This window comes from Zhenhengia sp., assembly GCF_046966505.1.
Lineage (GTDB): Bacteria > Bacillota > Clostridia > Lachnospirales > Cellulosilyticaceae > Zhenhengia > Zhenhengia yiwuensis.
Genome location: NZ_JBKVCH010000005.1, coordinates 84742 through 107597, shown reverse-complemented (window position 1 = coordinate 107597; position 22856 = coordinate 84742). Strand labels below are relative to the sequence as shown.

The window sequence follows — 22856 nt, the reverse complement described above, 5'->3', positions numbered from 1 at the left end:
TTTTTTAAATAATATAAAGAATAGAGGCGTGAGGAAAGAAAGTAGTGATTTTTTCTGTAAAAAAATGTTTTAGGTCAGTTAGCGTTTCTTTTGGATAAATATATTTGCCATAGCCAAATTGTCCATATTTAAATTGTCTTGTTTCATTATCCATAGGGAGAGTGGTTTCAGGAAAAACTTGCAAAATACGATTTTTAGCTTTAGTCGTATAACGATGAGAAATCACTTCAAAGAATAAGGGTTCATTTAAATGAGAAGGCATTTTTTGGCTAAGCGAGGATAAGAGCTGGGTATATTCTTCTTGCCAGTTAGGATAAAGGAAAACAGGCGCAATAATAAACCCTAGGGGGTAGCCAGCCATAGCTAATTTTTGACTTGCTTCAATACGTTTAGCAGCCATTGCTGTACCATGCTCATAGGCATGAATGACTGTATCTGTATTCAGGCTAAAACGAATTTGAGTATGACCTTTATGGTTAAGTGATAGAAGGTGGTCTATATCTGTGTATTTAGTCACAAAGCGAAACCTTGCATGTTCTTCATGTGCAAAAAAAGTAATACAGTCCGCAAGGGCATGGGTATAGGGATCTACTGGTACAGGATCAGAAGTTGCAGCACCTTCAAAGAGTGTTACTTCAGGTAGGCGTTCATAAATATATTTTTTAGCGGCATCGAGTATTTCATCTAAATTAACATGAACTTTAACGAAAGGTTTATCGCCTAATTGGGTATTGAGATAACAGTACTCACATTGTCCCATACAACCACTCACAAGAGGAAGCTGATAGTGAGCTGAAGGTTTACAGCTTTGAAACTTTAAAGATTTTTTGATACCTACTACTAGAGTTTGTTTACCATTTTCATATTGAGAAGGAAGGTCATCTCCAGGGATAGCACTTTTAACACGGTTAGAAGAGAGCATAATAACTTCGTGATGAGCCTCGTTAAACTGCTTATAAAGAGATTGACCAAGGGGGTAATTGAGAGCGCCCTTTTCAAAAATAACTCTTTTAGGTTTAAACATAGTACACTCCTTTGATGCATAAGTTGCCATTAGTATTAACTAAGAGTTGCATTTTTATACGTAGACGTCTTTAAGGCTTTCGTTTAAAATAAGACTCATAATGAGGAGGAGAAGAAAGTGACTAAAAGATTATATTATGAAGATAGTTTTAAAAAGCATTTTACAGCTACCGTTTTAGAGTGTCAAAGAGCTCAAAACTTGTATGCTATAAAATTGGATCAAAGTGCCTTTTTTCCAGGTGGCGGTGGACAACCTGAAGATTATGGTACGATTAATGGACAAGTAGTCTATAAGCTTATTGAAGAAGGTGAAACGCTTTGCCATATGGTGGAGCATCCCTTTGAAATAGGGCAGAAAGTAGAGGGAAAGATTAATTTTAGTAGGCGTTTAGATTTTATGCAACAGCATAGTGGTGAACATATTCTTTCAGGTATTATAGAAAGGTTATATGGTTATTCTAATGTAGGTTTTCATTTAAGTGAAGAAACGGTGACAGCAGATTTTGATGGTATACTGACAGACAACCAAATACGAGAGATTGAAAAATTAGCTAATGAAGCGATTAGAGAAGATCAAGCTGTAGTTTGTAAGGTGTATACAAAGGAGCAGTTAGAGACGAAGGTTTTTCGTTCTAAAAAAGTATTTGAACATGATGTAAGGCTTGTATCTATTGGGGAAAGTGACTGTTGTGCTTGTTGCGGTGTGCATGTTAAGAGGGCAGGTCAGATAGGACTTATTAAAATCTTAAGTGCTCAAAAGCATAGAGGAGGTATGAGGCTCATGCTTAAGTGTGGGTTGCGTGCTTTAGAGGATTACGAGAACAAACTTAATCAAAATAGAGAGATTTCTAGGCTTTTATCTGTACCTATAGAAGAAGTAACAAGCGGTGTTAGAGGTTTATGGGAAGAGAAGCAGGATCTTAAACAAAAACTTTACAGCATAGAAGAAAAGTATTTTAACACTCTGATAGAAACCATATCTTCTCATGGACCTATTTGCAGAGTAGAAGAAGGGTTGACACCAGATGGACTTCGCCGTCTTATGAGCAAGTTATTCTTAAAAACATCATGGCCATGTTTCATTTTAGTACCTGAAGAAGGTGGGTTTAAATATGCATTAGGGCAACGCGATCAGACTCTATTACCTTTATGCAAGGCGCTTAATGAAGCCTTTGAGGGAAGAGGTGGCGGTAAGGACATTTGCCAAGGTAGTTTGAAAGGTGAGCTATCCGATATACAAGAAAGGTTTAAGGAGCTTGTCTTCGCTAGTCAAGGTAAATGAAGTGCGCTATAATGAATATGTATTTTTAGATAAAGGAGAGATTGAATATGGAGTATAAGATTTTTGGCAATGACTTACCAGCAGTATCTGTAAGGCTTAATGCAGGTGAGAGCCTTTATACCCAGTCAGGTGGAATGGCATGGATGGATGAAGGGATTCAGATGAGCACCAATATGAAAGGTGGTCTAATGAAAGGCATTGGACGTATGTTTTCTGGTGAGTCACTTTTTATGGCTACTTATACTTCTTCTAAGCCTAGTGCAGAAATTGTATTTGCATCTACTTTCCCAGGTAAGATTTTAGACCTTGAAGTTGATGCACGCAAAGAGTATATCTGCCAAAAAAGTGCTTTTTTATGCGGCACACAAGGCATATCGCTTGGTGTTGAGTTTACAAAACGATTTTCAGCAGGTGCTTTTGGCGGAGAAGGTTTTATTTTGCAACGTATAAGTGGGCAAGGTATTGCCTTTTTGGAAGCAGCAGGTAGTGTTGTAAGACGAGAACTCATGCCTGGTGAAGTCATTAAGGTAGATACAGGTAATATAGTGGCTTTCGAAAGTGGCGTTCGCTATGAGGTTGAGATGGTAAAAGGCTTTAAAAATATTTTATTTGGCGGAGAAGGACTATTCCTTACAAGACTTGTAGGACCAGGAACAGTATGGCTTCAAACTATTACTATGCAGAATTTTGCAGGTCGTATCGCACCTTTTATTCCTATGTCTAGCAATTAATAAATAAAAAATAGGTTTATGGACATCCTAATATAGGATGTCTTTTTTATTTAGTTATTCTACAAAATGAGGGAAGAAGATGAAAAAAAAGGTTTCTATAATAATGATTTTTGTAATAAGCTTAAATATGTTTTTAAATCTTATAGCGGCCACTTCATTGCCAGTAGGTTTTGATGAAACTTTATCTGTAGGGCAATTGATTAAAAGTATTGATACAGTATGGTTTGGAACGCAGGCTTATCCTATTTATAAGTTATATGGAGAGCCCTTTATATCATTTGACGACCTTAAAAATATAGGTGCTGTACTTGAGCAAAATGATACAGGAGAGTACTTTATTAGAAGGGCACAATGTGAGGTAGCTGACTATGAAACACGGGATGAAGATTTTGAAGAGACTACCGCTTATTTAAGTGAAAAAAAACTTTATATAGGAAATGTAAGATCTTATAGTATTCAAACACCCAAGGGATGGTTTATTCCTTTTAGAGCACTTAAAGCTCTATGGTATATTGAAGAAGATGAGGGTTATTATACGATTCGTCCTAGAACTTATGAGTATGAGCAGTATATTGCAATCGATGAAAGTGGTTTAACTAATCTATCTGACTTTACATTAACGGTAAGTTATACCCAGATATATTGGAAAGAAGATTCTTATATTGAAAAAAACTATAGGGAACAAATGATAGGCCCCCATGAGAGTATACAGGCAGATACTTTAGCAGTAGCGCAGGAAGAGCATATGATTTATCTCACTACATTTATTCAAGAAATATGTGGACTTCCATTACCTTATGCGGAGGAAGATTATGGACAGAAGCCTACTGTAATCTATGAGGCTTATACAAAAGCTAAAAGACTAAGAGTACTGGATAAAGTTTTTCCAAAGTATAAGGTAACCGCTAAGGTAAAATATCCTGCAGCGGGCTTTCAAGAAGGTGAAGAGGTAGAACTATGGCGTAGCGAAAAAGGACAGTATCATGTTCTTAAAAGAGCAGATGGAAAAAAAATAGTTGTACCTTTAGATAGTATTGATATTGTGAGTGATATGGGAAAAGGCTGGAAGCCTGCAACTACAATGGAAATTGAAGACTATGTGAACCTTAAAGATTATGAAAGTGATACTGAGTATTTAATATGGACAGATATTTACAGACAACTCACTTATGTTTTTAAGGGAGAGAAAAATAACTGGGATTTAGTTAAGAGTATGAAATGTTCTACAGGTAAGAATAAAAGTCTTACACCTACAGGAGAGTTTAAAATAGAATATAAAGTACCTTATTTTGGCATGGATAAAGGCTATAGATGTAAAAATGCCTTGGTGGTTTTTAGAGATTATATGTACCACTCTATTCTTTTTGATATAACAGGAAAATACGTCAGGTCTGGTCAATATCAACTAGGAGCTCGTGTTTCTCATGGTTGTATACGTCTATCAGAAGAAGATAGTAAATGGCTTTATACAAATATCCCAGAGTATACTAAAGTTTATATTGAATAAATAAAAATAATTGTTACAATAAAGGAGCTGAGAAATTTTAAAGGAAAGAGATAAAAAATGAATAAGAAACAACTGAATCAATTATTAGTCATTAATTTATTAACGATGACAACTTTTAATATGGCACATCCTGTAACGCCTAAGCTCATTAATGAGTTGCAGTTCCCAAGCTATATGTTTGGTGTGTTCTTTGCATTAATGGCAGTTGCTAATTATGTCATGTCTCCTATATGGGGGTCTTTATCAGATCAAAAAGGTAGAAAACGCTTTTTGATGATAGGGGTAATTGGATATGGTTTAAGCCAAGTAGGATTTGGCCTAAGTACAACTCTTTTCCCTATTTTAATTTTTAGATTATTAGGAGGCACTTTCTCTATTTGTTATATTACAAGTGCCCTTGCCTATTTAACTGATTTAACAGAGCCAAAGGAGCGTATGAAGTACTTATCTTATCATACAGCGACCCTTTCTTTAGGAACTTCTATAGGTGGGCTTTTAGGCGGGTATCTTGGTGAAACGCATTATGAATATACATTTATTGTACAAGGATTATTCTGTTTTGTACTACTAGGTATTTTTGCAATATGTTTGAAAGAGATACAACCTATTATGCATAAAGGAGATAAACTTACTGTTTATTTAGATCACCTTAAGCCTAAAAAAACGATGTTTGACTTGAAATCAAGTATAGGCATTATGATTTTAGTAATGACCTTTATTACCATTACAACAACAGCTTACAATTCAACCATTACCTATTACGTAGAGTCTGTTTTAAATATGCCAAGTACAGTAAATGGCTTAGTTATGGCTATAGGTGGTATGATTGCACTCATTATGAATGTAGGAGTTGGTCCGTATTTAGGTAAAAAATGTGATGAGTATAAAATTATCAAATCGACTACCTTTATAGCAGGTATTTTACTTGTTTTAGCAAGTGTGGTTTCTTCACCAGTACTAAGTCTTGTTTTTATTATAGGATTTATTGCTTCAAGTGCACTTGTCGTGCCTATTCAGCAAAGTATTGTTTCGAAAATCGCAAAAGAAAACTATGGAGAAGTGATGGGTGTACAAGGTTCAGCCAAAGCACTTGGTATGGTTATTGGTTCTCTAGGGTCTGGATTCATCTTTAGTTTAGGAAGCAAACTTCCTTTCTTCTTTGCAGGCTTATTTGCACTTTTAGCTTATCTGATATTAAAAAAGCTCCCAAGATAGGGAGCTTTTTTAATGGTTTTCAAGTCGTTTGACAAGGTTTTCATCTGGTGTTACATAAATGGTTTTAAAGTTTGTATAGATGACCATGCCAGGTTTAGCATTTGGAACTTTTTTAACATTTTTACGGAATGTATAATCAATAGCTACATTACTGGAATGTTTACCTTTACTGTAATAAGCCGCTAACATAGATGCCTCAATTAAGGTCATATCACTTGGATCTTCACCAGGATTTAGCTTGACAATAACGTGAGAGCCAGGTCCATCTTTAATATGCAACCAGAGATCTGTGATTTTGGCAAACTTCATGGTGAGTTCATCATTTTGATAGTTGTTTTTACCGACGTAAATGGTTTGACCATCGCTAGAAGTAAACTGCATATAGGGAATAGCATTTTTTTGTGGCTTACCTTTAGTTTGTTTACGCTTTTTTAGATAACCCATATCGACAAGTTCACGTCTTAAACCATCAATATCTTCTTGTGTCTGAAGAAAGTCTAGGGATATTAAGACGGATTGCAGATAGCTAAGGTCTTCTTCGATAGAAAGGAGCTGTTCATGAGCTGCTGATAAGGTACGTTTTGCTTTATTGTAATGTTTGAAGTACTTTTGAGCATTTTCAATCGCATTACATTTTGGGTCAAGAGGAACAGTGATATCTTCATAGTTTTCACTATAATAGTTTTGAGTTATAAAGCTGTCTGCACCTTCAGGTACTGCAAAAGAGTAAGCTGTTAAAAGTTCACCATAGATTTTATAAATTTCTGCATCTTGGCTTTCTTCAATAGCTTTTTCTTGAATAGCTTTTTTCCTTACACCACGATCAATAAAAGTAAGAATCATCTTTTTAATATCTGCTGTTTTTTGAGAGACTACAGATTTAGAAGATTGCTCATAATAATAGAATTCTAATAACTCAGACAGTGTAGAATAAGTTTTAGCATGGGTATATTCTGTAGATAGAGGAAAACTATAAAATTCTAAAGGATGGTCCTCATGATCCACAAATAAAGTAGGGCTATAAGCCTTAGCATGTACTTTTTCCATTAGATTTGAAAGTGCTGTAAAGAGTCTATGCAGTGCTTTATCATCAAGATTTTCTACAAGGGTAGCACTTTCAATACCAGCTTCATGGCAAAGAGCATGTCCAAGAAGTGGACTTATACCAGCATAAACTGTATAAAGGGCCTTAAAAGTTGGTAGGCTTTGGGCTTTGATATGAGTTATAAAACTATCTAGATGAAGCGCAGAAGGATTAAGTTTTACTTGATTATTAGGGTAGAAGTAAGTGCGTCCAGGTAATACTTCACGCATACTACTTTGTGCACTTGAGATATGTTTGATACTATCAATAATCGTTCCATCTGCTTTAGTTAAAATAATATTGCTGTGACGCCCCATCATTTCAATAATGAGCTTTTTATTTTCACGATCTCCTAGTTCATTAGTTGCTTCAATTTCCATTTCTACAATACGGTCATAATGAGGTTGGGTAATACTCATAATGCGTCCACTAGAAAGGTGTTTGCGTAGTAACATACAGAACATAGGAGGAGTCTGAGAACTGTTTTTTACACGTGTTGTAAAATGAATACGTGGATAGTTACTATTTGCTGTTAAGAAAAGTTTATAAGCATCTTTTTGGTTACGAACAGAAAGGAGTAGTTCATCCTTTTCTGGCTGATATATTTTATCAATACGCCCACCTATGAGCGCATCACTTAATTCTGATACGATATTTGAGATGACAATACCATCTAATGCCATAAGTCGCACCTCCTTTATTTAATACACGGAGTATAGCATAATTTTTTTGAAAATAAAAGTAAGCTGTGCTATAATATAGAACGATTAAAGTGCAAAGGGGTAACCGTATGATAAAAAGTATGACAGGATACGGCAGATATGAGATTGAAGAAAAAGAGCGCAAGGTGAATGTGGAGATAAGCACAGTGAATCATAGATACTGTGATCTTTCTATTCGCATGCCAAAAGCACTGACGCATTTAGAAGATGAGATTCGTAAATGTATTAAACAATTTATTGCACGTGGGAAAGTAGAAGTAAGCATTTATATAACAAGCATGTCAGCAGATGATGTAGAAGTTGTTGTCAATGAGCCAGCCTGCACAGCTTATATAGAAGCTTTAAGAAAGATAGGCGCAAAACTGGGATTAAATGACAATATAGGTATGGCAGAAGTCATGCGCTTAAATGATGTGATTACAATCCAGAAGAAACAGGCAGATTTAGAAGTCATATGGCCTATGATTGATCAGGCACTTAGACAGGCACTTACTCAGCTTGTAGCCATGAGAGAAAAAGAAGGCATGATACTGAAAAAAGACTTACTGGAGAAAGCAGATAACATGCTTCGCCTTGTAGGTGAACTGGAGCATTTAAGTGTAGAAGTTGTCAATACCTATAAACTAAAATTAGAAGAACGTATAAGTAGACTTTTAGAGGAAATTCCAGTCGATGAGACGCGTCTTGCTATGGAGGTAGCCCTTTTTGAAGATAGAGCGGCTATTGATGAAGAGCTTACGAGACTAAAAAGTCATGTAGGACAGTTAAAAATGATTTTAGAAGAAGAGAGTTCTATTGGACGTAAACTAGACTTTTTAATGCAAGAGATGAACCGTGAAGCGAATACTATTGCTTCAAAAGCAGGTGACTATACTATTACTTCTTATGCAGTAGAATTAAAGAGTGAGATAGAGAAAATCCGCGAGCAAATTCAAAATATAGAGTAGGGGATGACAATGAGTAAATTTATAAATATTGGATATGGCAATATTGTAGGCATAGACCGTATTGTGGCCATTGTAGCACCTGAGTCTGCACCTATTAAAAGGCTGATTGCAGATGCTAGGGATACTCAGAAGCTCATTGATGCCACACAGGGAAGGAAAACAAGGGGCGTAATCATTACAGATAGCAACCATATCATTTTATCTGCCCTACAACCTGAGACTATGGCTAGCCGCTCAACTACTTGTCTAAAAGAATAATATTTCTATTTTAAGGAGATAATTATGCAAAGTGAAGGACTTAAACTGATTCTTTCAGGACCATCTGGTTCAGGGAAAGGAACTATTGTAAAAGAGCTGATTAAAGAGGAGAATTTTGTTGTTTCTATTTCAGCGACAACACGTAAACCACGTGTAGGCGAAGAGCATGGCAAACATTATTTCTTTAAAACAACTGAAGAATTTGAAGAGATGATTGCAAAAGAAGAGCTTTTAGAGTATGCTAATTTCTGTAATAATTATTATGGTACACCAAAAGCATTTATTAATGAAACGATTAAAAGTGGAAAAGACATTATTTTAGAAATTGAAGTACAAGGTGCTATGCAGGCTAAAAGTGCTTATCCAGATGCTATACTTATTTTTATCATGCCACCTACATTTGAAGAACTTCAAAGTAGGCTTATTGGACGTGGGACAGAAAGTAATGATGTGATTGAGGCGCGTCTAAATAGAGCAAGAGAAGAATTACTAGCATTTAAAGAATATGACTATATTGTCATTAATGACAACTTAGAAGATGCTGTTACAGATATTAAACAAATTGTACAAGCTGAAAAACTAAGAAGTTATAGATATAAATCTTACATTGAGCAAATGCTCTCAAATTAAAGGAGGAACCACCATGTTACAACCATCTTATACTCAACTTATGGAAAAACTTAATGAGGACGCTTCAGAGAAAGTCGTTACAAGCCGTTACTCTATTATTATTGCAGCAGCAAGACGTGCAAGGCAAATCATTGATATTGTAAATGAAGAAGCAAATAGCAAAAATGCAGACAAAGATACACCAATTGATCCAATTCGTATCAAAGAAGCAGCAGAGCTTAATGAAAAATTAAAATACAAAAAATCAACTTCAATTGCTGTAGATGAACTTTACGCTGGTAAGATCAAAATCAAAGAACAAGCTGTGACAGAATAAACAAGTGCTCGCACTTGTTTATTCTTTATGTAGAAGAAGGAGCGTCATATGTATGCTCAGGTGATTATTAATTTCGCTAAGACACAAGAAATAGATCGCTTATTTACCTATAGTGTACCTTACACGCTACTTCCTAAGATTCAAATAGGAAGCCGTGTGAAGGTACCTTTTGGTCAGGGGAATCATACACAGATAGGCTATGTTATCCATCTTTCAAGTAACCCACCTGAAGAGCATTATAGAATTAAACCTATTGTTAGTCTATTTGATGAAATACCGGTTTTTAATGAGGAGCAGATTGAAATAGCTAAGTTTCTCGTGAACTATTATGGATGCAGCTTTGCTATGGCTTTAGAAGTTATGCTTCCACCAGGTATGAGTAAGAAACCTTATAGTTCTTTTGAAGAAGCTGAAACTTATATCACACTAAATATAAAACCTGAAGTTTTAAAAAGTTATATAGCAAGTAAGGCACATATGAAAAGCTTTAATAAGCAGAGAGCTATTCTTATGTTGTTCTTAATACAGGCTTCTATTTCTTTAGAAGACCTGAAAAAAAGTAATGAAGTCAGCCCTTCTAGTTTAAGTACACTCATTAAAAATGGTATCTTAAGAAAAGAAGAAAAGTTCATAGGCTTTAGAAAAGATCCTATTCACTATGACTACTTTAAAAAACTTAACTTAGAACAGACTTATGCTAAAGACCAGCTTTTAGCTGCTATAGGTGCCAACAGATATGAAGGTGTCCTTTTACAAGGTATTACAGGTAGCGGAAAAACAGAGGTCTTTCTTTATGCTATTTGTAAAGTGCTTGAAGAAGGTGGTAGTGCTATTGTACTTGTGCCAGAGATTGCCCTTACAAGGCAGACTTTAATGCGTTTTAAAGAACGTTTTGGTAACGTAGTAGCTCTTACACATAGTCGTATGAATCAGACTGAAAGGTTAAGGCTTTATGAACAGGTGCGTAAAGGGCAGATAAAAGTAGTCATTGGCCCGCGAAGTGCAGTTTTTATGCCTATGCAAAACTTAAAGCTTATTGTAGTAGATGAAGAACATGAAACAACTTATAAGTCTGAGACTACTCCTAAATACCATGCTATAGATGTAGCACGTATGCGTATGATAAGGAATAGTGGTGTGCTTATTTTAGCTTCTGCTACACCAAGTCTTGAAAGTTATTATGAAATGAAGCGAGATAGACTTAAACTTATCGAACTGACGCAGCGTGTAGGTAATGCTACTTTACCAGAGATAGAAATTGTAGATATGCGTAAAGAACTCAAAAATGGGAATATGCAGATTATGAGTCATACGCTCCATGAAGCTATAGAACGTACAGTGAGAGCTGGCAATCAGGTTATGTTACTTCTAAATCGTAGAGGACATTCTACTTTTGTTAATTGTAGAAGCTGTGGTTTTGTGGTGAAATGTAAGCATTGTGATATTGCTATGACTTATCATAGACAATCTAGTAGTTTAGAATGTCATTACTGTGGACTAAAGGAGCCTATTCCATCTATGTGTCCTGCTTGTGGAAGTAAACACATTCGTTTTTTTGGAAGTGGGACAGAAAAGGTTGAAGAATACCTTAATAAACACTTTAAGCCGTATGGTATTGGACGAATGGACTTTGATACCACTACAGGTAAAGAAGGGCATAATAAAGTTCTAGAAGCGTTCCAAAACCATGAGTTTAATATTCTGGTAGGGACACAGATGATTGCAAAAGGACATGATTTTAAAGATGTAACCCTTGTGGGTATTATTGCAGCAGATCAAGCTCTTTATATACAGGATTTTAGAAGTGAAGAGCGTACTTATCAGCTTATTACTCAGGCATTAGGTAGGGCAGGAAGAGGCGATAAAAAAGGTGAGGTAGTTATTCAAACTTATAATCTAGAGCATTTTGTGTTAGAAAAGATTAAGTTTAGACAGCAGCAAGCTTTTTATGAAGAAGAGCTTAAAATTAGAAAAATGCTGGGTTACCCGCCGTATACACATCTTTTTTCACTTACTGTATTAGGTAGAAATGAAAAAGAAGTCATCCAAATGGTGCATACGTTAAAGTATTATTATGAATACTACAATAAAAAAGGACTTTTTCGTATTGTAGGTCCATCTGCAGCAGCTATTAGCAGAATTGCAGATGAATATAGATGGCAACTTATTTTAGTAGGTGAAGATAGAGAAAAACTTTTACTGTATGGTAAATATTGTTTAAATAAGTTTATTAATCGAGAAAATACTGGTACAATAAAAATAAATTGGGATATAGACCCTATCAGTATGTTTTAAATAAGGAGGCTATTATGGCAACACGTACAATACGTATAGAGAGTGATCCGATTCTTAGAAAAGTTTCTAAAGAAGTTACAAAATTTGATGAAAGTTTATGGGCCTTACTTGAAGATATGGCGCAGACTATGTATGAGGCTGATGGCGTAGGTCTTGCAGCACCACAAATTGGCCTGTTAAAACGTATCTTCGTTATTGATATTGGTGAAGGACTTGTTGAGTTTATTAATCCACAAGTTGTTTTAGAAGATGGTGAACAATTTGGTGAAGAAGGGTGCTTAAGTGTACCTAAGAAATATGGTCCAGTAAGACGCCCTAATCGTGTAAGAATGCGTGCTCAAAACAGAATGGGTGAATGGTTCGAAATAGAGGGTGAAGAACTTATGGCACGTGCTATGCTTCATGAAAATGATCATCTAGATGGAAAGCTTTTTGTAGACTTTGTAGAAGGCGAACTCGTTCAACTATCAGATGAGGAATAATGAGGAGGCACATATGAATGTTATATTTATGGGAACACCAGATTTTGCAGTTCCTACATTACAGATGTTAATAGACGAAGGTCATACCATTAGTGCAGTCGTTACACAACCAGATAGACCAAAGGGAAGAGGCAATAAAGTACTTATGCCACCAGTTAAAGAGCTTGCTCTTAAGCATGGGATAGAAGTTCTTCAACCTGAACGTGTAAAAGGTAATGAAGAATTTTTAATGCACATAAAAGCTTTAAATCCAGATGTTATGGTTGTAGTAGCATATGGAAAGATTTTACCTGAAAGTGTACTTGAAGTACCAAAACTCGGATGTATTAATATTCATGGTTCACTTTTACCAAAATACAGAGGTGCAGCACCTATTCAGTGGAGTGTATTAAATGGTGAAGCTGTAACAGGTGTTACCATCATGTATATGGATAAAGGTATGGATACAGGTGATATGCTCTATAAAAAAGAAATGGTACTTGCTGAAGATGAAACCTATGCATCTCTTCATGATAAGATGAAAGATGTAGGGGCAGCTGCTTTAAAAGAAGCTTGGCCTCTTATTGTAAGTGGTGGTAAGGAGCGTATCAAACAAAATGAAGAAGAAGCAACTTATGCACCACCTATTCAAAAGGCCTTAGGTGAAATTCAGTGGGAAAAGTCAAACCATGAAATTGATGCTTTAGTTAGGGGGCTTAATCCGTGGCCAGCTGCTTATACTTACTATGATGGACAAATGATGAAAGTTTGGAACGTATCAACTGGCGTAGGACAAACAGAATATGAACCAGGTACAATTATAGAAGTTGATAAAGCGGGTATTCATGTACAAACAGGAAATGGGATCTTAATTATTAAGGAGATACAAGCACCTAATAAAAAGCGTATGCCTGTATCAGAATATATTAAAGGAAACACCATTGAACCAGGCAAATTATTAGGTGACTAAGACAGGAGCTGATAAAATGATGATTGATTCTTCCTATTGGATCTTATTCATTGTTGTTTCCATTTTACCTATTTGGGCAAGTTTGAAACTACAAAATACGTTTAATAAGTATTCTCGTGTAAGAAGTTTATCAGGTTATACAGGAGAGGAAGCGGCAAGACGTATTTTAATGATTAACCACTTAGGGCATATAGGTATTAAGCCTGTAAGGGGCTCTATGACAGATCATTATAATCCTATACAAAAAGAAATAGGTCTATCTCAAACTGTATACAGTTTAAACTCTATTGCAGCAGTCAGTGTAGCAGCGCATGAGGTGGGTCATGTGCTTCAAGAAGCAGATCATTATAATGCGCTTACATTAAGGCATAAACTTTTGCCTGTTACAAGATTTGCAGATAGTGCAGCCATTCCAATGGTATTTTTAGGAGCGATTACTTCTTTCCAAGGATTAGCGTGGATTGGTATTATCTTATTTAGTTTTACAACACTATTTAGTCTTGTCACATTACCAGTAGAATTTAATGCCTCAAAACGTGCTATAGTAGCACTTTCTCAAAGTGGTATTTTATCAGATGAAGAGCTAGATGGAGCAAAAGAGGTTCTTAATGCAGCAGCCTTAACTTATGTAGCAGGTGCAGCTGTATCTATGATGATGCTTTTAAGACTTATTCTAATCTATGGTGGACAAAATAGAGATTAAGACAAACATACTAAAAGACGCTTTTAAAGCGTCTTTTATACTATAAAATAAAGAGTAATACAAGCGAGGAATATAAAATGGAGCAAAAAACAGTACGTGAGAAAGTTGCACAGATTTTAACAGACATTGAAAAAGATGATACTTATTTACAACTTGCACTAAAAAAAGAACTCGATACATTAGAGGTTAAAGATAAAGGCTTTGCTAATGAGCTCATTTACGGTACTATAAAATGGCGTTTAAGATTGGATTATGTATTAGACCAATTTTCTAAAACGCCTGTAAAAAAGATGAAACCTTTTATACGACAACTCATGCGTATGAGTGTTTATCAAATTTTGTTTTTAGACAAAGTACCAGCATCGGCAGCTATTAATGAAGCTGTTAAAATTATGCATAAGCGTAAGATGAGTAATTTATCAGGATTTGTAAATGGTGTTCTTAGAAATATAGATAGAAATAAATCAGAGATTACTTATCCTAATTTAAGTGTTTATTATTCTATTCCTGAATGGATAATAACAAGATGGATGAAGTATTATGGAGAAATGGAGACAAAAGCTATTTGTGAAAGTCTTTCACAGCGTGCACGTGTATGTATTAGAATTAATAACCTTAAAACAACAAAAGATAAAGTTAAAGCTTTGTTATCGGAAGAAGGGATTACAGTATTAGAGGAGGGATTCCTCCCAGAAAGTCTCTATATTCATGCTCCTAATGGTATTCACCATAGTCCATCTTTTAAAGCAGGGCTATGGACAGTTCAAGATGAAAGTGCTATGTTAGTAGGGCATGTATTAGGACCTGAAAAAGGTGATGAAATTTTAGATGTATGTAGTGCCCCAGGAGGTAAGACAGTCCATCTAGCAGAGCTTATGCAAAATGAAGGACATATTATAGGTGCAGATGTTCATGAGCATAAAATAGAATTAATTGAGAAAAATGCTAAAAGGTTAGGCGCATCTATTGTAGAAGGCAAACTTCAAGATGGTATGTTAATCAATGAAGATTGGAAAGAAAAATTTGATAAAATTTTACTAGATGCACCATGTTCAGGACTTGGTATTATAAAAAGAAAACCAGATATTCGTTATGCTAAAGATGAGACGGCGATTCGTGATATTAACAACATTCAGCGTAAGCTTTTAAAAAATGCTATAAATTATCTAAAAAAGGATGGTATTTTGGTTTATAGTACATGTACATTGACACAAGAAGAAAATCAAAATATGGTAGAGTATGCATTGTCTTTAGGACTTCAATTAGATGCCATTCCTTATGATATGCCAGCATGTTTAAAACCTTATATAAAAGACAATGCTTATATTGAAATCTTACCACACGTGACCGATACAGATGGATTCTTTATGGCGCGATTTAGAAAATAAGGAGTAACACAATGAACGATATTATTAGTATGAATTTAATAGAGCTTGAACAGATCGTAATGGATCTTGGGCAAAGTAAATTTAGAGCCAAGCAGCTTTTTGATTGGCTTCATAAAAAGTTAGTATGGAATTATGACGAAATGACAAATCTTCCTATCTCCTTTAGAGAACAACTTAAAGAACTTTATCCCCTTACAGAAATGCGTATTATAGAAAAATATACTTCTCAAATAGATGGGACAATAAAGTACTTGTTTGAATTGTCTGATTCCCATATAATAGAAAGTGTTTTAATGCGTTACAAGCATGGAAATTCTATTTGTATTTCTTCACAAGTAGGGTGTCGTATGGGATGTAAGTTCTGTGCTTCAACACTCGAAGGTCTTATAAGAAGCCTCAAAGTATCAGAAATGCTAGGACAGATTTATAAAGTACAACAAGATACGGGAGAACGGATTTCTAATATTGTTATTATGGGAAGTGGAGAGCCACTCGAATATTTAAATATTACAACGAAATTTGTGGAACTTATTAACCATGAATTAGGTCAAAATATAGGACAACGTCATATTACTGTATCTACTTGTGGACTTGTGCCAAGTATTTATGAACTTGCAGATAAGGGATTCCAAATTACCCTTGCTATCTCACTTCATGCGACGACAGACGAAAAAAGGAGAGAAGTTATGCCTATCGCACGTCGTTACAGCATTGAAGAAATATTAAAAGCTTGTCAGCACTATATTAATAAGACTGGAAGACGTATTACATTTGAATATTCGCTTATTGCTGATAAAAATGATACAATAGAGGATGCAACAAGACTCGCTAAACTATTAAAAGGGATGCTTGCGCATGTTAATCTGATACCTGTTAATCCAATTGAAGAGCGTGATTATGAGGCGGCAACACATAATAGAGTAGAAGATTTTGCTAAAGTATTAAAATCTTATAATATAGAGACCACTGTGCGCCGTACACTAGGAGCAGATATAGATGCTGCTTGTGGTCAGTTAAGGCGTAGGTATCTCGAAAAAAGAGGTGAATAGCATGATTGCTGTTGGGAAAGTAAACATCGGTAAAAGACGTACTAGAAATGAGGATAGTGTCCTGGTTTCTAATGAGCCAATAGGTGTATTACCTAATTTGTATATTGTTGCCGATGGAATGGGGGGACATAAGGCAGGTGCTGTTGCAAGTAAACTTGCCATTGATGCTTTTTGTAACTATATAGAAGAGCATGAAAATGCCCAAATCAAAACAGAAGAGGAATTGCTTATTTTATTAAAAAGAGGTATTTCACACGCAAATTATGTCATTTATAAAAAAGGACTGGAAAATCCAGACTTTACAGGAATGGGAACGACCATTACCTTATGCACAGTAATGAATGGAACTGCTTATATTGCCCATGTAGGAGATACAAGATTATATTGTATGAATGCTAATCAAATGAGACAAGTAACTGTAGATCACTCCTTAGTACAAGAAATGCTTGAGCAGGGATATATTACAGAAACAGATATGCAGGAACACCCACAAAGACATGTTATTACACGTGCAGTGGGTACATATGAACAAGTAAAGGTAGACACTATGAAACAATGCTTAAATGGTGTAGAGTATATTTTATTATGTTCAGACGGATTGACAGCGATGTTAAGTGAAGAAAAAATGCATGAACTGGTTTATAAGCATCATACAAACCTTGAAACAATTATTGATGAATTAATCTTGCAGGCAAATGAAGCAGGTGGGGCAGATAATATTGCTGTTATTATTGGAAAAAAAGATGAGGTGAGCAAAACATGTTAGAACCTGGGAAAATACTAGGGGATCGCTATGAGATTATACAAAAGATCGGTGCAGGCGGCATGTCCATTGTCTATAAAGCTAAGTGTAATAAGCTTCAGAGATTTGTTGCCATTAAAGTATTAAGAGAAGAATTTGTGAAAGATGAAGCTTTTGTACAAAAATTTAAGTCTGAGGCTTTTTCAGCAGGGGGCCTATCCCATCCTAATATTGTTAGTATTTATGATGTAGGACAAGAGGATGATCTGCACTATATCGTAATGGAATTTGTAGAAGGGCAAACACTTAAAGAATATATTGAACAAAATGGACCATTATCATCAACTCAAACTTTAGAGTATGGTATGCAAATTGTATCTGCACTTAGGCATGCGCATAACAAACAAGTTATTCATAGAGATATTAAGCCACAAAATATTTTAATTACCCATGATCAAATGTTAAAAGTAGCTGACTTTGGTATAGCTAAAGCTGTAGATTCTTCTACTATTGTTGCAGCAGGGAATGCTATTGGCTCTGTTCATTACTTCTCGCCAGAACAGGCTAAAGGAAAATATGTTAATGAAACAAGCGATCTTTACTCATGTGGTATTGTACTTTTTGAGATGGCAACTAACCGTTTACCATTTCAAGCAGATACACATGTTTCTATTGCGCTTAAACATATTAATGAAGAAGTGCCAAAGCCAAGTTTATTCAATGAACAGATTTGGCCAGGACTAGAATCTATTATTTTAAAAGCAACCAATAAAAAGCAAGAATTACGTTATCAAAATGCAGACAGTATGTTGGAAGATATGAAAACTGTTCTTGCTAATCCAACAGTTGATTTAAGTAGTAAAGAAGTAACAGAAACAGATGTAGATCAAACCATCTTATTAACAGATATTCAGACAAGTTTTATTAGGCAAAATGAAAAGACTACAAGTCGTTTAGAATCTAATCAAACACCTGGTGTGAAAATGAGTACACCTCAAGATTATTATGAAGAATATGGGGGAGAGGATGAAGAAGAAGTTTCTACTGGTTATAAAATTTTAGCTGGTTTAGGTGGCGTACTTGCTACACTTCTTATAGTAGGTATTATGGCAGCAGTTACCTTCTTTGTACTTCCTTCTTTTACTAAACCTCAACGTGTAGTGGTACCTTCTGTATTAGGGCAGACAGTAGATAAGGCCACTGCTATTTTGGAGGATAAAAATTTAGCTATTCTATTAGCTGGTGAAGAAGTAAGTGATACTTATACACCTGGAACTATTATGAGACAAACACCTAATGGTGAGAAAGTGGTAGAGCCAGGTACGGTCATTAATGTTGTGGTAGCTAAACAAAAAGAAGTAATAGAAGAAGTTGTAGTGCCAAATTTAAAAGGTGAGGAGTCTGCTAATGCGCAGAGCATACTCTCTGAGATGGATCTTGATGTAGCCTTAGAGTGGGAGTATAGTGATGAACTTGATAGAAGTAAGGTTATTTCACATACGCCAGAGGCAGGCGTACGTGTTAAAAAAGGTGATACAGTTACCCTTGTTTTAAGTAAAGGAAAAGAAGTAGTACTTGTTAAAGTACCGAACCTTTATAATTTGACTTTAGATGAGGCAAAAGCTAAATTAAATGAAGTAGGGCTTAGATTTGGGCAAACTGTGGAGGAACATAGTGATACTGTGGAACAAGGTAAGGTTATGAAGCAAAGTATTGCAGAAAATCAAGAAATTGAGCAAGGTGAGATTGTTGATATTGTCATCAGTAAAGGACCTAAAGTAGAAGAAGTGATACCTCCTGAAGAGGATCCAAATAATCCTACTACACCAGATACAGACATACCATCTGAAGAAAATACGCCAGAAGAAGAACCACTTGCTACAATAACACGTGTTATTAATGCACCAACAGATAAATTACAAGATGAATATCATGTACTAGTTCTAATCGAAGATGATTTAGGTGCAAGAACTGCTTTTGATGGCATTGTAAAGAAAGAACAGTTCCCTCTTCCAATACAAGTATCAGGCAAAGGAAAAGGTGTACTTACAACCTTTTTTGATGGACAAGAAGAGTATAGAGACAACAACATTAATTTTGATGAGGTGACACAATAAGTATGATGCAAGGAACAATCATTAAAGGTATTGCAGGTTTTTACTACGTGAGAGTAGAAGATGAGGTATATGAATGTAAAGCACGTGGCAAGTTTAGAAATGAAGGGGTTACGCCTCTTATAGGAGATGCTGTGTCTATTGAAGTAGACTATGATAATCAAGATACGAATTATGCCTATAAACAAGGACATATTGTAGAGATTTTTGAGCGCAAGAATAAACTAGTAAGACCACCTGTAGCTAATGTGGATCAGGGGATTGTTGTATTTGCGGTAACTTATCCGCAAATACACTTAGATCTTTTAGATCGTTTTCTCATTATGATGGAAATAGAGGGTATTAAACCTTATATTGCACTTAATAAAATAGATGGTGCACCAAGGGAAACTTATGAGTATATTGTAAAAGGGTATGAGCAAAGCGGGTATAAAGTCCTACTTGTTTCCGCAAAGAAGCAGATTGGTTTAGATGATTTAAGGGCAGTATTAAAAGATAAAATATCTTTCTTTGCGGGCCCATCTGGTGTAGGAAAGTCTACACTGCTTAATAGCATAGAACCTCATTTGAAATTACAGACAGGCGATGTGAGTGAAAAGATAAAACGTGGTAAACATACGACAAGACATGTAGAGCTTCTTCCATTTAGTGAGGGAGGTTATGTCCTTGATACACCTGGCTTTACTTCCTTGCAATTTGAAACGATTGATCAAGATGAGCTTAAATATTATTTCCCAGAGTTTAAGCCTTTTGAAGGAAAATGTAAGTTCAATGGATGTAGTCATATCCATGAACCCAAATGTGCAGTAAAAGAGGCGTTAGAGAGAGGGGAACTCTTTAAACTTCGCTACGACAACTATGTCACATATTATAATCAACTAAAAGAAACGAGGAAATGGTAAGATGAATTATTTAGCGCCGTCAATATTATCAGCAGATTTTGCAGCTTTAGGAGAAGCTGTTACACTTGTGGAGGCAGCAGGCGCTCCTTTTATTCATGTAGATGTAATGGATGGGCATTTTGTTCCCAATATTACAATAGGAGCACCTGTAGCAAAGTCTTTAAGAAAGCACATTAAAGGTGTAATGGATGTTCATCTTATGATTGAAAATCCAGATCAATATTTACAAGATTTTAAAGATGCAGGAGCAGATATTGTAACTGTACACTATGAAGCATCAAGACATATACATCGTACACTCCAAACGATTAGAAGCTTAGGAATGAAAAGTGGTCTATCACTTAACCCAGGGACCCCTGTAGAGGTGATAGAATGTCTTCTAGATGAAATTGATATGGTACTTATCATGTCTGTTAACCCGGGATTTGGAGGACAAAGTTTTATCCCTTATGCCCTAGAGAAAGTCAAAACAGTTAAAGAGCTTGCTAAAAAACATAATAAAGAATTACTTATTCAAGTAGATGGTGGAGTAGGTCTTCATAATGTTAAAGAGGTTGTAGAAGCTGGGGCCAATGTAGTTGTAGCAGGCTCAGCTGTGTTTGGTGCCGAAGATGTGACAAAAGCAGTTCAAGAATTTATAGCACTTATGAATGAGTAAATAGGGGGAACCATGAAGGTTTTAATTTTTACGAATGGAGACTATGGTGACTATAGCTTTTGCAAGCAGTTACCTAGTTATGATTATGTTTTATGTGCTGATAATGGTATGAAGCATGCGAAAGTGCTCGGGATTAAACCTAATGAAATATTAGGTGACTTTGATAGTTGTAATCCAGATGAACTAGAATTTTATAAACAGCAAGGTATTGTTGTTGTAACATCTCCATGTGAAAAAGATGAAACAGATACAGAGCTTGCCTTAGACCGTGCTATAGAATTGGGGGCCCAGACTATTTATATATTAGGAGGGTTAGGTACGCGTATTGACCATACATTAGCTAATATTCATTTACTTCATAAGGCTTTAGGAAAAGGTGTACGCGCTGTTTTATGTAATGCTTATAACCAGGTTGAGCTTATTGAAAATCATATAAGACTAGAAGGAGATAAGGGAGACCTAGTAAGTCTCATTCCTTTTACACCTTCTGTAAAAGGGGTGTCAACGACTCATTTAGCATATAGCTTAGAGAATGGTGAGTTTCATTTTGGTAAACCTTATGGTGTAAGTAACTATATGACAGATACATGGGCTGAGGTGAATATAAAAGAAGGTTTACTACTTGTTATGAAAATAAAAGATTAAAAATAAAGTGTGCGTAAATTACGCACACTTTATTTGCTTTGGAATAATATGGTTATATAGCGAAGATTCACAAGGAGGCAGGTCCATGCAATGAAAAAGAGAGTACTAGGACTCATCTGCTTTTGTGTAGGATGTGGTATGCTCATGGTCATCATCATACCTGCACTTGGGTGGATCCTAACATCTGCAGCTGTATTCATATTAGTTGGTTGGTTGTTAGTATGTGGTGATGATTAGGAGGGTGATTTATGAGAATATATGTGATAAAACTCCCTAAATGGTTAGGTAAGATTGTGGGGAAAGTTTATAAAGGCTCTAATCAATAAAAAAGAGTGTATCTCTTGAGAGATACACTCTTTTTAAGTGAAAAAATTCCATAATTCATAAATGAACTATGGAATTTACTCTGCTTTTAAATTAAGCACGAGAAACTAAGTTTGAACGTAAGCAACGTGTACATACGTTAGCAGTTCTAACTACACCGTTTTGTGCAATTCTAACTTTTTTTACGTTTGCCTTCCACATTTTATTTGATCTTCTATGAGAGTGGCTAACTTTGATACCAAAGTGTACATCTTTTGAGCAAATTTCACATTTTGCCACTGTAAACACCTCCTTAAAATAATATCCGTGACATAACAAATGCTATTCTAACAGATAATAAGATATATTTCAAGAGTGTAAAGCATATTTATTTGACAAAATCATAAAATACTTGGAAAAGCTATCCTGTAAGACTTTATTTATACTATAAATAATGCTATAATAGGAAACAAATGCATTGCAATCTTAAAAATAAAGATAGAATTATAAATATTAAGGAGGTATATTATGGGCGGTAAATTTTCTAATAAATATGGTACCATTACAATCAGTGAAGAGGTTATAGCACAAATTAGTGGTATAACAGCAACAGAGTGTTACGGTATAGTAGGCATGGCAGCAAGAAATGTGAAAGATGGCATTGTGCAACTCTTAAAGGGTGAAAGCCTTACAAAAGGAATTGCTGTACAAGTCTATGAAGATGATGGCATAAGCATAGAATTTCATATTATAGTAGAATATGGTACAAAAATTTCTGCTGTTACAGAGAACCTCATGAGCACCGTTAAATATAAAGTGAAAGACATTTTAGGTTTAGACGTAAAACAAATTAAAGTTTATGTTGAAGGTGTACGCGTAGATAACTAAATTTAGAAGTTCGTTTGAGGAGG

At 35.4% G+C, this 22856-nt stretch carries 25 protein-coding genes; 22 read left to right on the top strand and 3 right to left on the bottom strand.

What is annotated here, in order from left to right; genetic code table 11:
• Positions 1-4: 4 nt before the first annotated feature.
• On the bottom strand, positions 5-1024 hold the full coding sequence (gene splB / locus ACLTBU_RS07645) for a spore photoproduct lyase (protein ID WP_412218433.1): 1020 nt from the start codon (positions 1022-1024) through the stop codon (positions 5-7).
• 117 nt (positions 1025-1141) lie between these two features.
• On the opposite strand from splB, the gene ACLTBU_RS07640 reads away from it, so the two are divergent.
• The 4 genes from ACLTBU_RS07640 to ACLTBU_RS07625 all read left to right on the top strand — a co-directional run bounded on the left by ACLTBU_RS07640 (position 1142) and on the right by ACLTBU_RS07625 (position 5758).
• A complete protein-coding gene (locus ACLTBU_RS07640) occupies positions 1142-2305 on the top strand; it encodes an alanyl-tRNA editing protein (RefSeq protein WP_249332476.1) in 1164 nt (387 codons plus the stop codon).
• A 47-nt stretch (positions 2306-2352) separates the two neighbouring features.
• Positions 2353-3036: a TIGR00266 family protein gene (locus tag ACLTBU_RS07635; RefSeq protein WP_412218428.1), complete on the top strand. Its 684-nt coding sequence runs from the start codon at positions 2353-2355 to the stop codon at positions 3034-3036.
• A 79-nt stretch (positions 3037-3115) separates the two neighbouring features.
• Positions 3116-4543: a L,D-transpeptidase gene (locus ACLTBU_RS07630; RefSeq protein ID WP_249332478.1), complete on the top strand. Its 1428-nt coding sequence runs from the start codon at positions 3116-3118 to the stop codon at positions 4541-4543.
• Between the two features lie 57 nt (positions 4544-4600).
• Positions 4601-5758 (top strand): MFS transporter, encoded by a 1158-nt coding sequence (locus tag ACLTBU_RS07625; protein ID WP_412218425.1) that lies wholly within the window; start codon positions 4601-4603, stop codon positions 5756-5758.
• Between the two features lie 9 nt (positions 5759-5767).
• Here the strand turns inward: ACLTBU_RS07625 and ACLTBU_RS07620 are convergent, their stop codons facing one another.
• Complete coding sequence (locus tag ACLTBU_RS07620) at positions 5768-7525, bottom strand: NFACT family protein (protein ID WP_249332480.1); 1758 nt, start codon at positions 7523-7525, stop codon at positions 5768-5770.
• Positions 7526-7632: 107 nt separating this feature from the next.
• On the opposite strand from ACLTBU_RS07620, the gene ACLTBU_RS07615 reads away from it, so the two are divergent.
• From ACLTBU_RS07615 to ACLTBU_RS07535, 17 genes are all read left to right on the top strand, one after another.
• Positions 7633-8511: a YicC/YloC family endoribonuclease gene (locus ACLTBU_RS07615; RefSeq protein WP_412218423.1), complete on the top strand. Its 879-nt coding sequence runs from the start codon at positions 7633-7635 to the stop codon at positions 8509-8511.
• A 9-nt stretch (positions 8512-8520) separates the two neighbouring features.
• Entirely contained in the window at positions 8521-8769 is a 249-nt protein-coding gene (locus tag ACLTBU_RS07610) for a DUF370 domain-containing protein (RefSeq protein WP_249332482.1), read from the top strand.
• A 24-nt stretch (positions 8770-8793) separates the two neighbouring features.
• The gene (gene gmk / locus ACLTBU_RS07605; protein WP_249332483.1) at positions 8794-9399 is read left to right on the top strand and encodes a guanylate kinase; all 606 of its coding nucleotides are present in this window, start codon (positions 8794-8796) and stop codon (positions 9397-9399) included.
• Positions 9400-9412: 13 nt separating this feature from the next.
• Entirely contained in the window at positions 9413-9715 is a 303-nt protein-coding gene (gene rpoZ, locus ACLTBU_RS07600; RefSeq protein ID WP_177672218.1) for a DNA-directed RNA polymerase subunit omega, read from the top strand.
• 48 nt (positions 9716-9763) lie between these two features.
• Positions 9764-12010, top strand: a complete 2247-nt coding sequence (gene priA / locus ACLTBU_RS07595; RefSeq protein ID WP_412218421.1) for a primosomal protein N' — start codon at positions 9764-9766, stop codon at positions 12008-12010.
• Positions 12011-12024: 14 nt separating this feature from the next.
• On the top strand, positions 12025-12492 hold the full coding sequence (gene def, locus ACLTBU_RS07590; protein WP_177672216.1) for a peptide deformylase: 468 nt from the start codon (positions 12025-12027) through the stop codon (positions 12490-12492).
• A gap of 13 nt (positions 12493-12505) precedes the next feature.
• On the top strand, positions 12506-13441 hold the full coding sequence (gene fmt / locus ACLTBU_RS07585; RefSeq protein ID WP_177672215.1) for a methionyl-tRNA formyltransferase: 936 nt from the start codon (positions 12506-12508) through the stop codon (positions 13439-13441).
• Positions 13442-13457: 16 nt separating this feature from the next.
• The gene (locus ACLTBU_RS07580; protein WP_249332485.1) at positions 13458-14144 is read left to right on the top strand and encodes a zinc metallopeptidase; all 687 of its coding nucleotides are present in this window, start codon (positions 13458-13460) and stop codon (positions 14142-14144) included.
• A 77-nt stretch (positions 14145-14221) separates the two neighbouring features.
• Positions 14222-15532: a 16S rRNA (cytosine(967)-C(5))-methyltransferase RsmB gene (gene rsmB / locus ACLTBU_RS07575; protein ID WP_249332486.1), complete on the top strand. Its 1311-nt coding sequence runs from the start codon at positions 14222-14224 to the stop codon at positions 15530-15532.
• An 11-nt stretch (positions 15533-15543) separates the two neighbouring features.
• Positions 15544-16581: a 23S rRNA (adenine(2503)-C(2))-methyltransferase RlmN gene (gene rlmN, locus ACLTBU_RS07570; protein WP_177672213.1), complete on the top strand. Its 1038-nt coding sequence runs from the start codon at positions 15544-15546 to the stop codon at positions 16579-16581.
• Position 16582: 1 nt separating this feature from the next.
• On the top strand, positions 16583-17347 hold the full coding sequence (locus tag ACLTBU_RS07565) for a Stp1/IreP family PP2C-type Ser/Thr phosphatase (RefSeq protein ID WP_177672212.1): 765 nt from the start codon (positions 16583-16585) through the stop codon (positions 17345-17347).
• Complete coding sequence (gene pknB, locus ACLTBU_RS07560) at positions 17341-19440, top strand: Stk1 family PASTA domain-containing Ser/Thr kinase (protein WP_412218416.1); 2100 nt, start codon at positions 17341-17343, stop codon at positions 19438-19440. The genes ACLTBU_RS07565 and pknB overlap by 7 nt, the downstream gene beginning before the upstream one ends.
• A gap of 5 nt (positions 19441-19445) precedes the next feature.
• Complete coding sequence (gene rsgA, locus ACLTBU_RS07555; RefSeq protein ID WP_249332530.1) at positions 19446-20339, top strand: ribosome small subunit-dependent GTPase A; 894 nt, start codon at positions 19446-19448, stop codon at positions 20337-20339.
• A 1-nt stretch (position 20340) separates the two neighbouring features.
• Positions 20341-20997, top strand: coding sequence for a ribulose-phosphate 3-epimerase (gene rpe, locus ACLTBU_RS07550; RefSeq protein WP_249332488.1), 657 nt, complete (start codon positions 20341-20343; stop codon positions 20995-20997).
• Positions 20998-21009: 12 nt separating this feature from the next.
• Positions 21010-21642 carry a thiamine diphosphokinase gene (locus ACLTBU_RS07545; protein WP_249332489.1) on the top strand — a complete coding sequence of 211 codons (633 nt, stop codon included), beginning with the start codon at positions 21010-21012 and terminating at the stop codon, positions 21640-21642.
• Positions 21643-21732: 90 nt separating this feature from the next.
• The gene (locus ACLTBU_RS07540; RefSeq protein WP_177672208.1) at positions 21733-21879 is read left to right on the top strand and encodes a hypothetical protein; all 147 of its coding nucleotides are present in this window, start codon (positions 21733-21735) and stop codon (positions 21877-21879) included.
• Between the two features lie 11 nt (positions 21880-21890).
• Positions 21891-21968: a stage V sporulation protein M gene (locus tag ACLTBU_RS07535; RefSeq protein ID WP_177672309.1), complete on the top strand. Its 78-nt coding sequence runs from the start codon at positions 21891-21893 to the stop codon at positions 21966-21968.
• A 91-nt stretch (positions 21969-22059) separates the two neighbouring features.
• Here the strand turns inward: ACLTBU_RS07535 and rpmB are convergent, their stop codons facing one another.
• On the bottom strand, positions 22060-22245 hold the full coding sequence (gene rpmB, locus ACLTBU_RS07530; RefSeq protein WP_177672207.1) for a 50S ribosomal protein L28: 186 nt from the start codon (positions 22243-22245) through the stop codon (positions 22060-22062).
• Between the two features lie 228 nt (positions 22246-22473).
• Between rpmB and ACLTBU_RS07525 the strand changes: the two genes are divergently transcribed.
• Positions 22474-22833, top strand: coding sequence for an Asp23/Gls24 family envelope stress response protein (locus ACLTBU_RS07525; protein ID WP_177672206.1), 360 nt, complete (start codon positions 22474-22476; stop codon positions 22831-22833).
• The last annotated feature ends 23 nt before the right edge of the window (positions 22834-22856 follow it).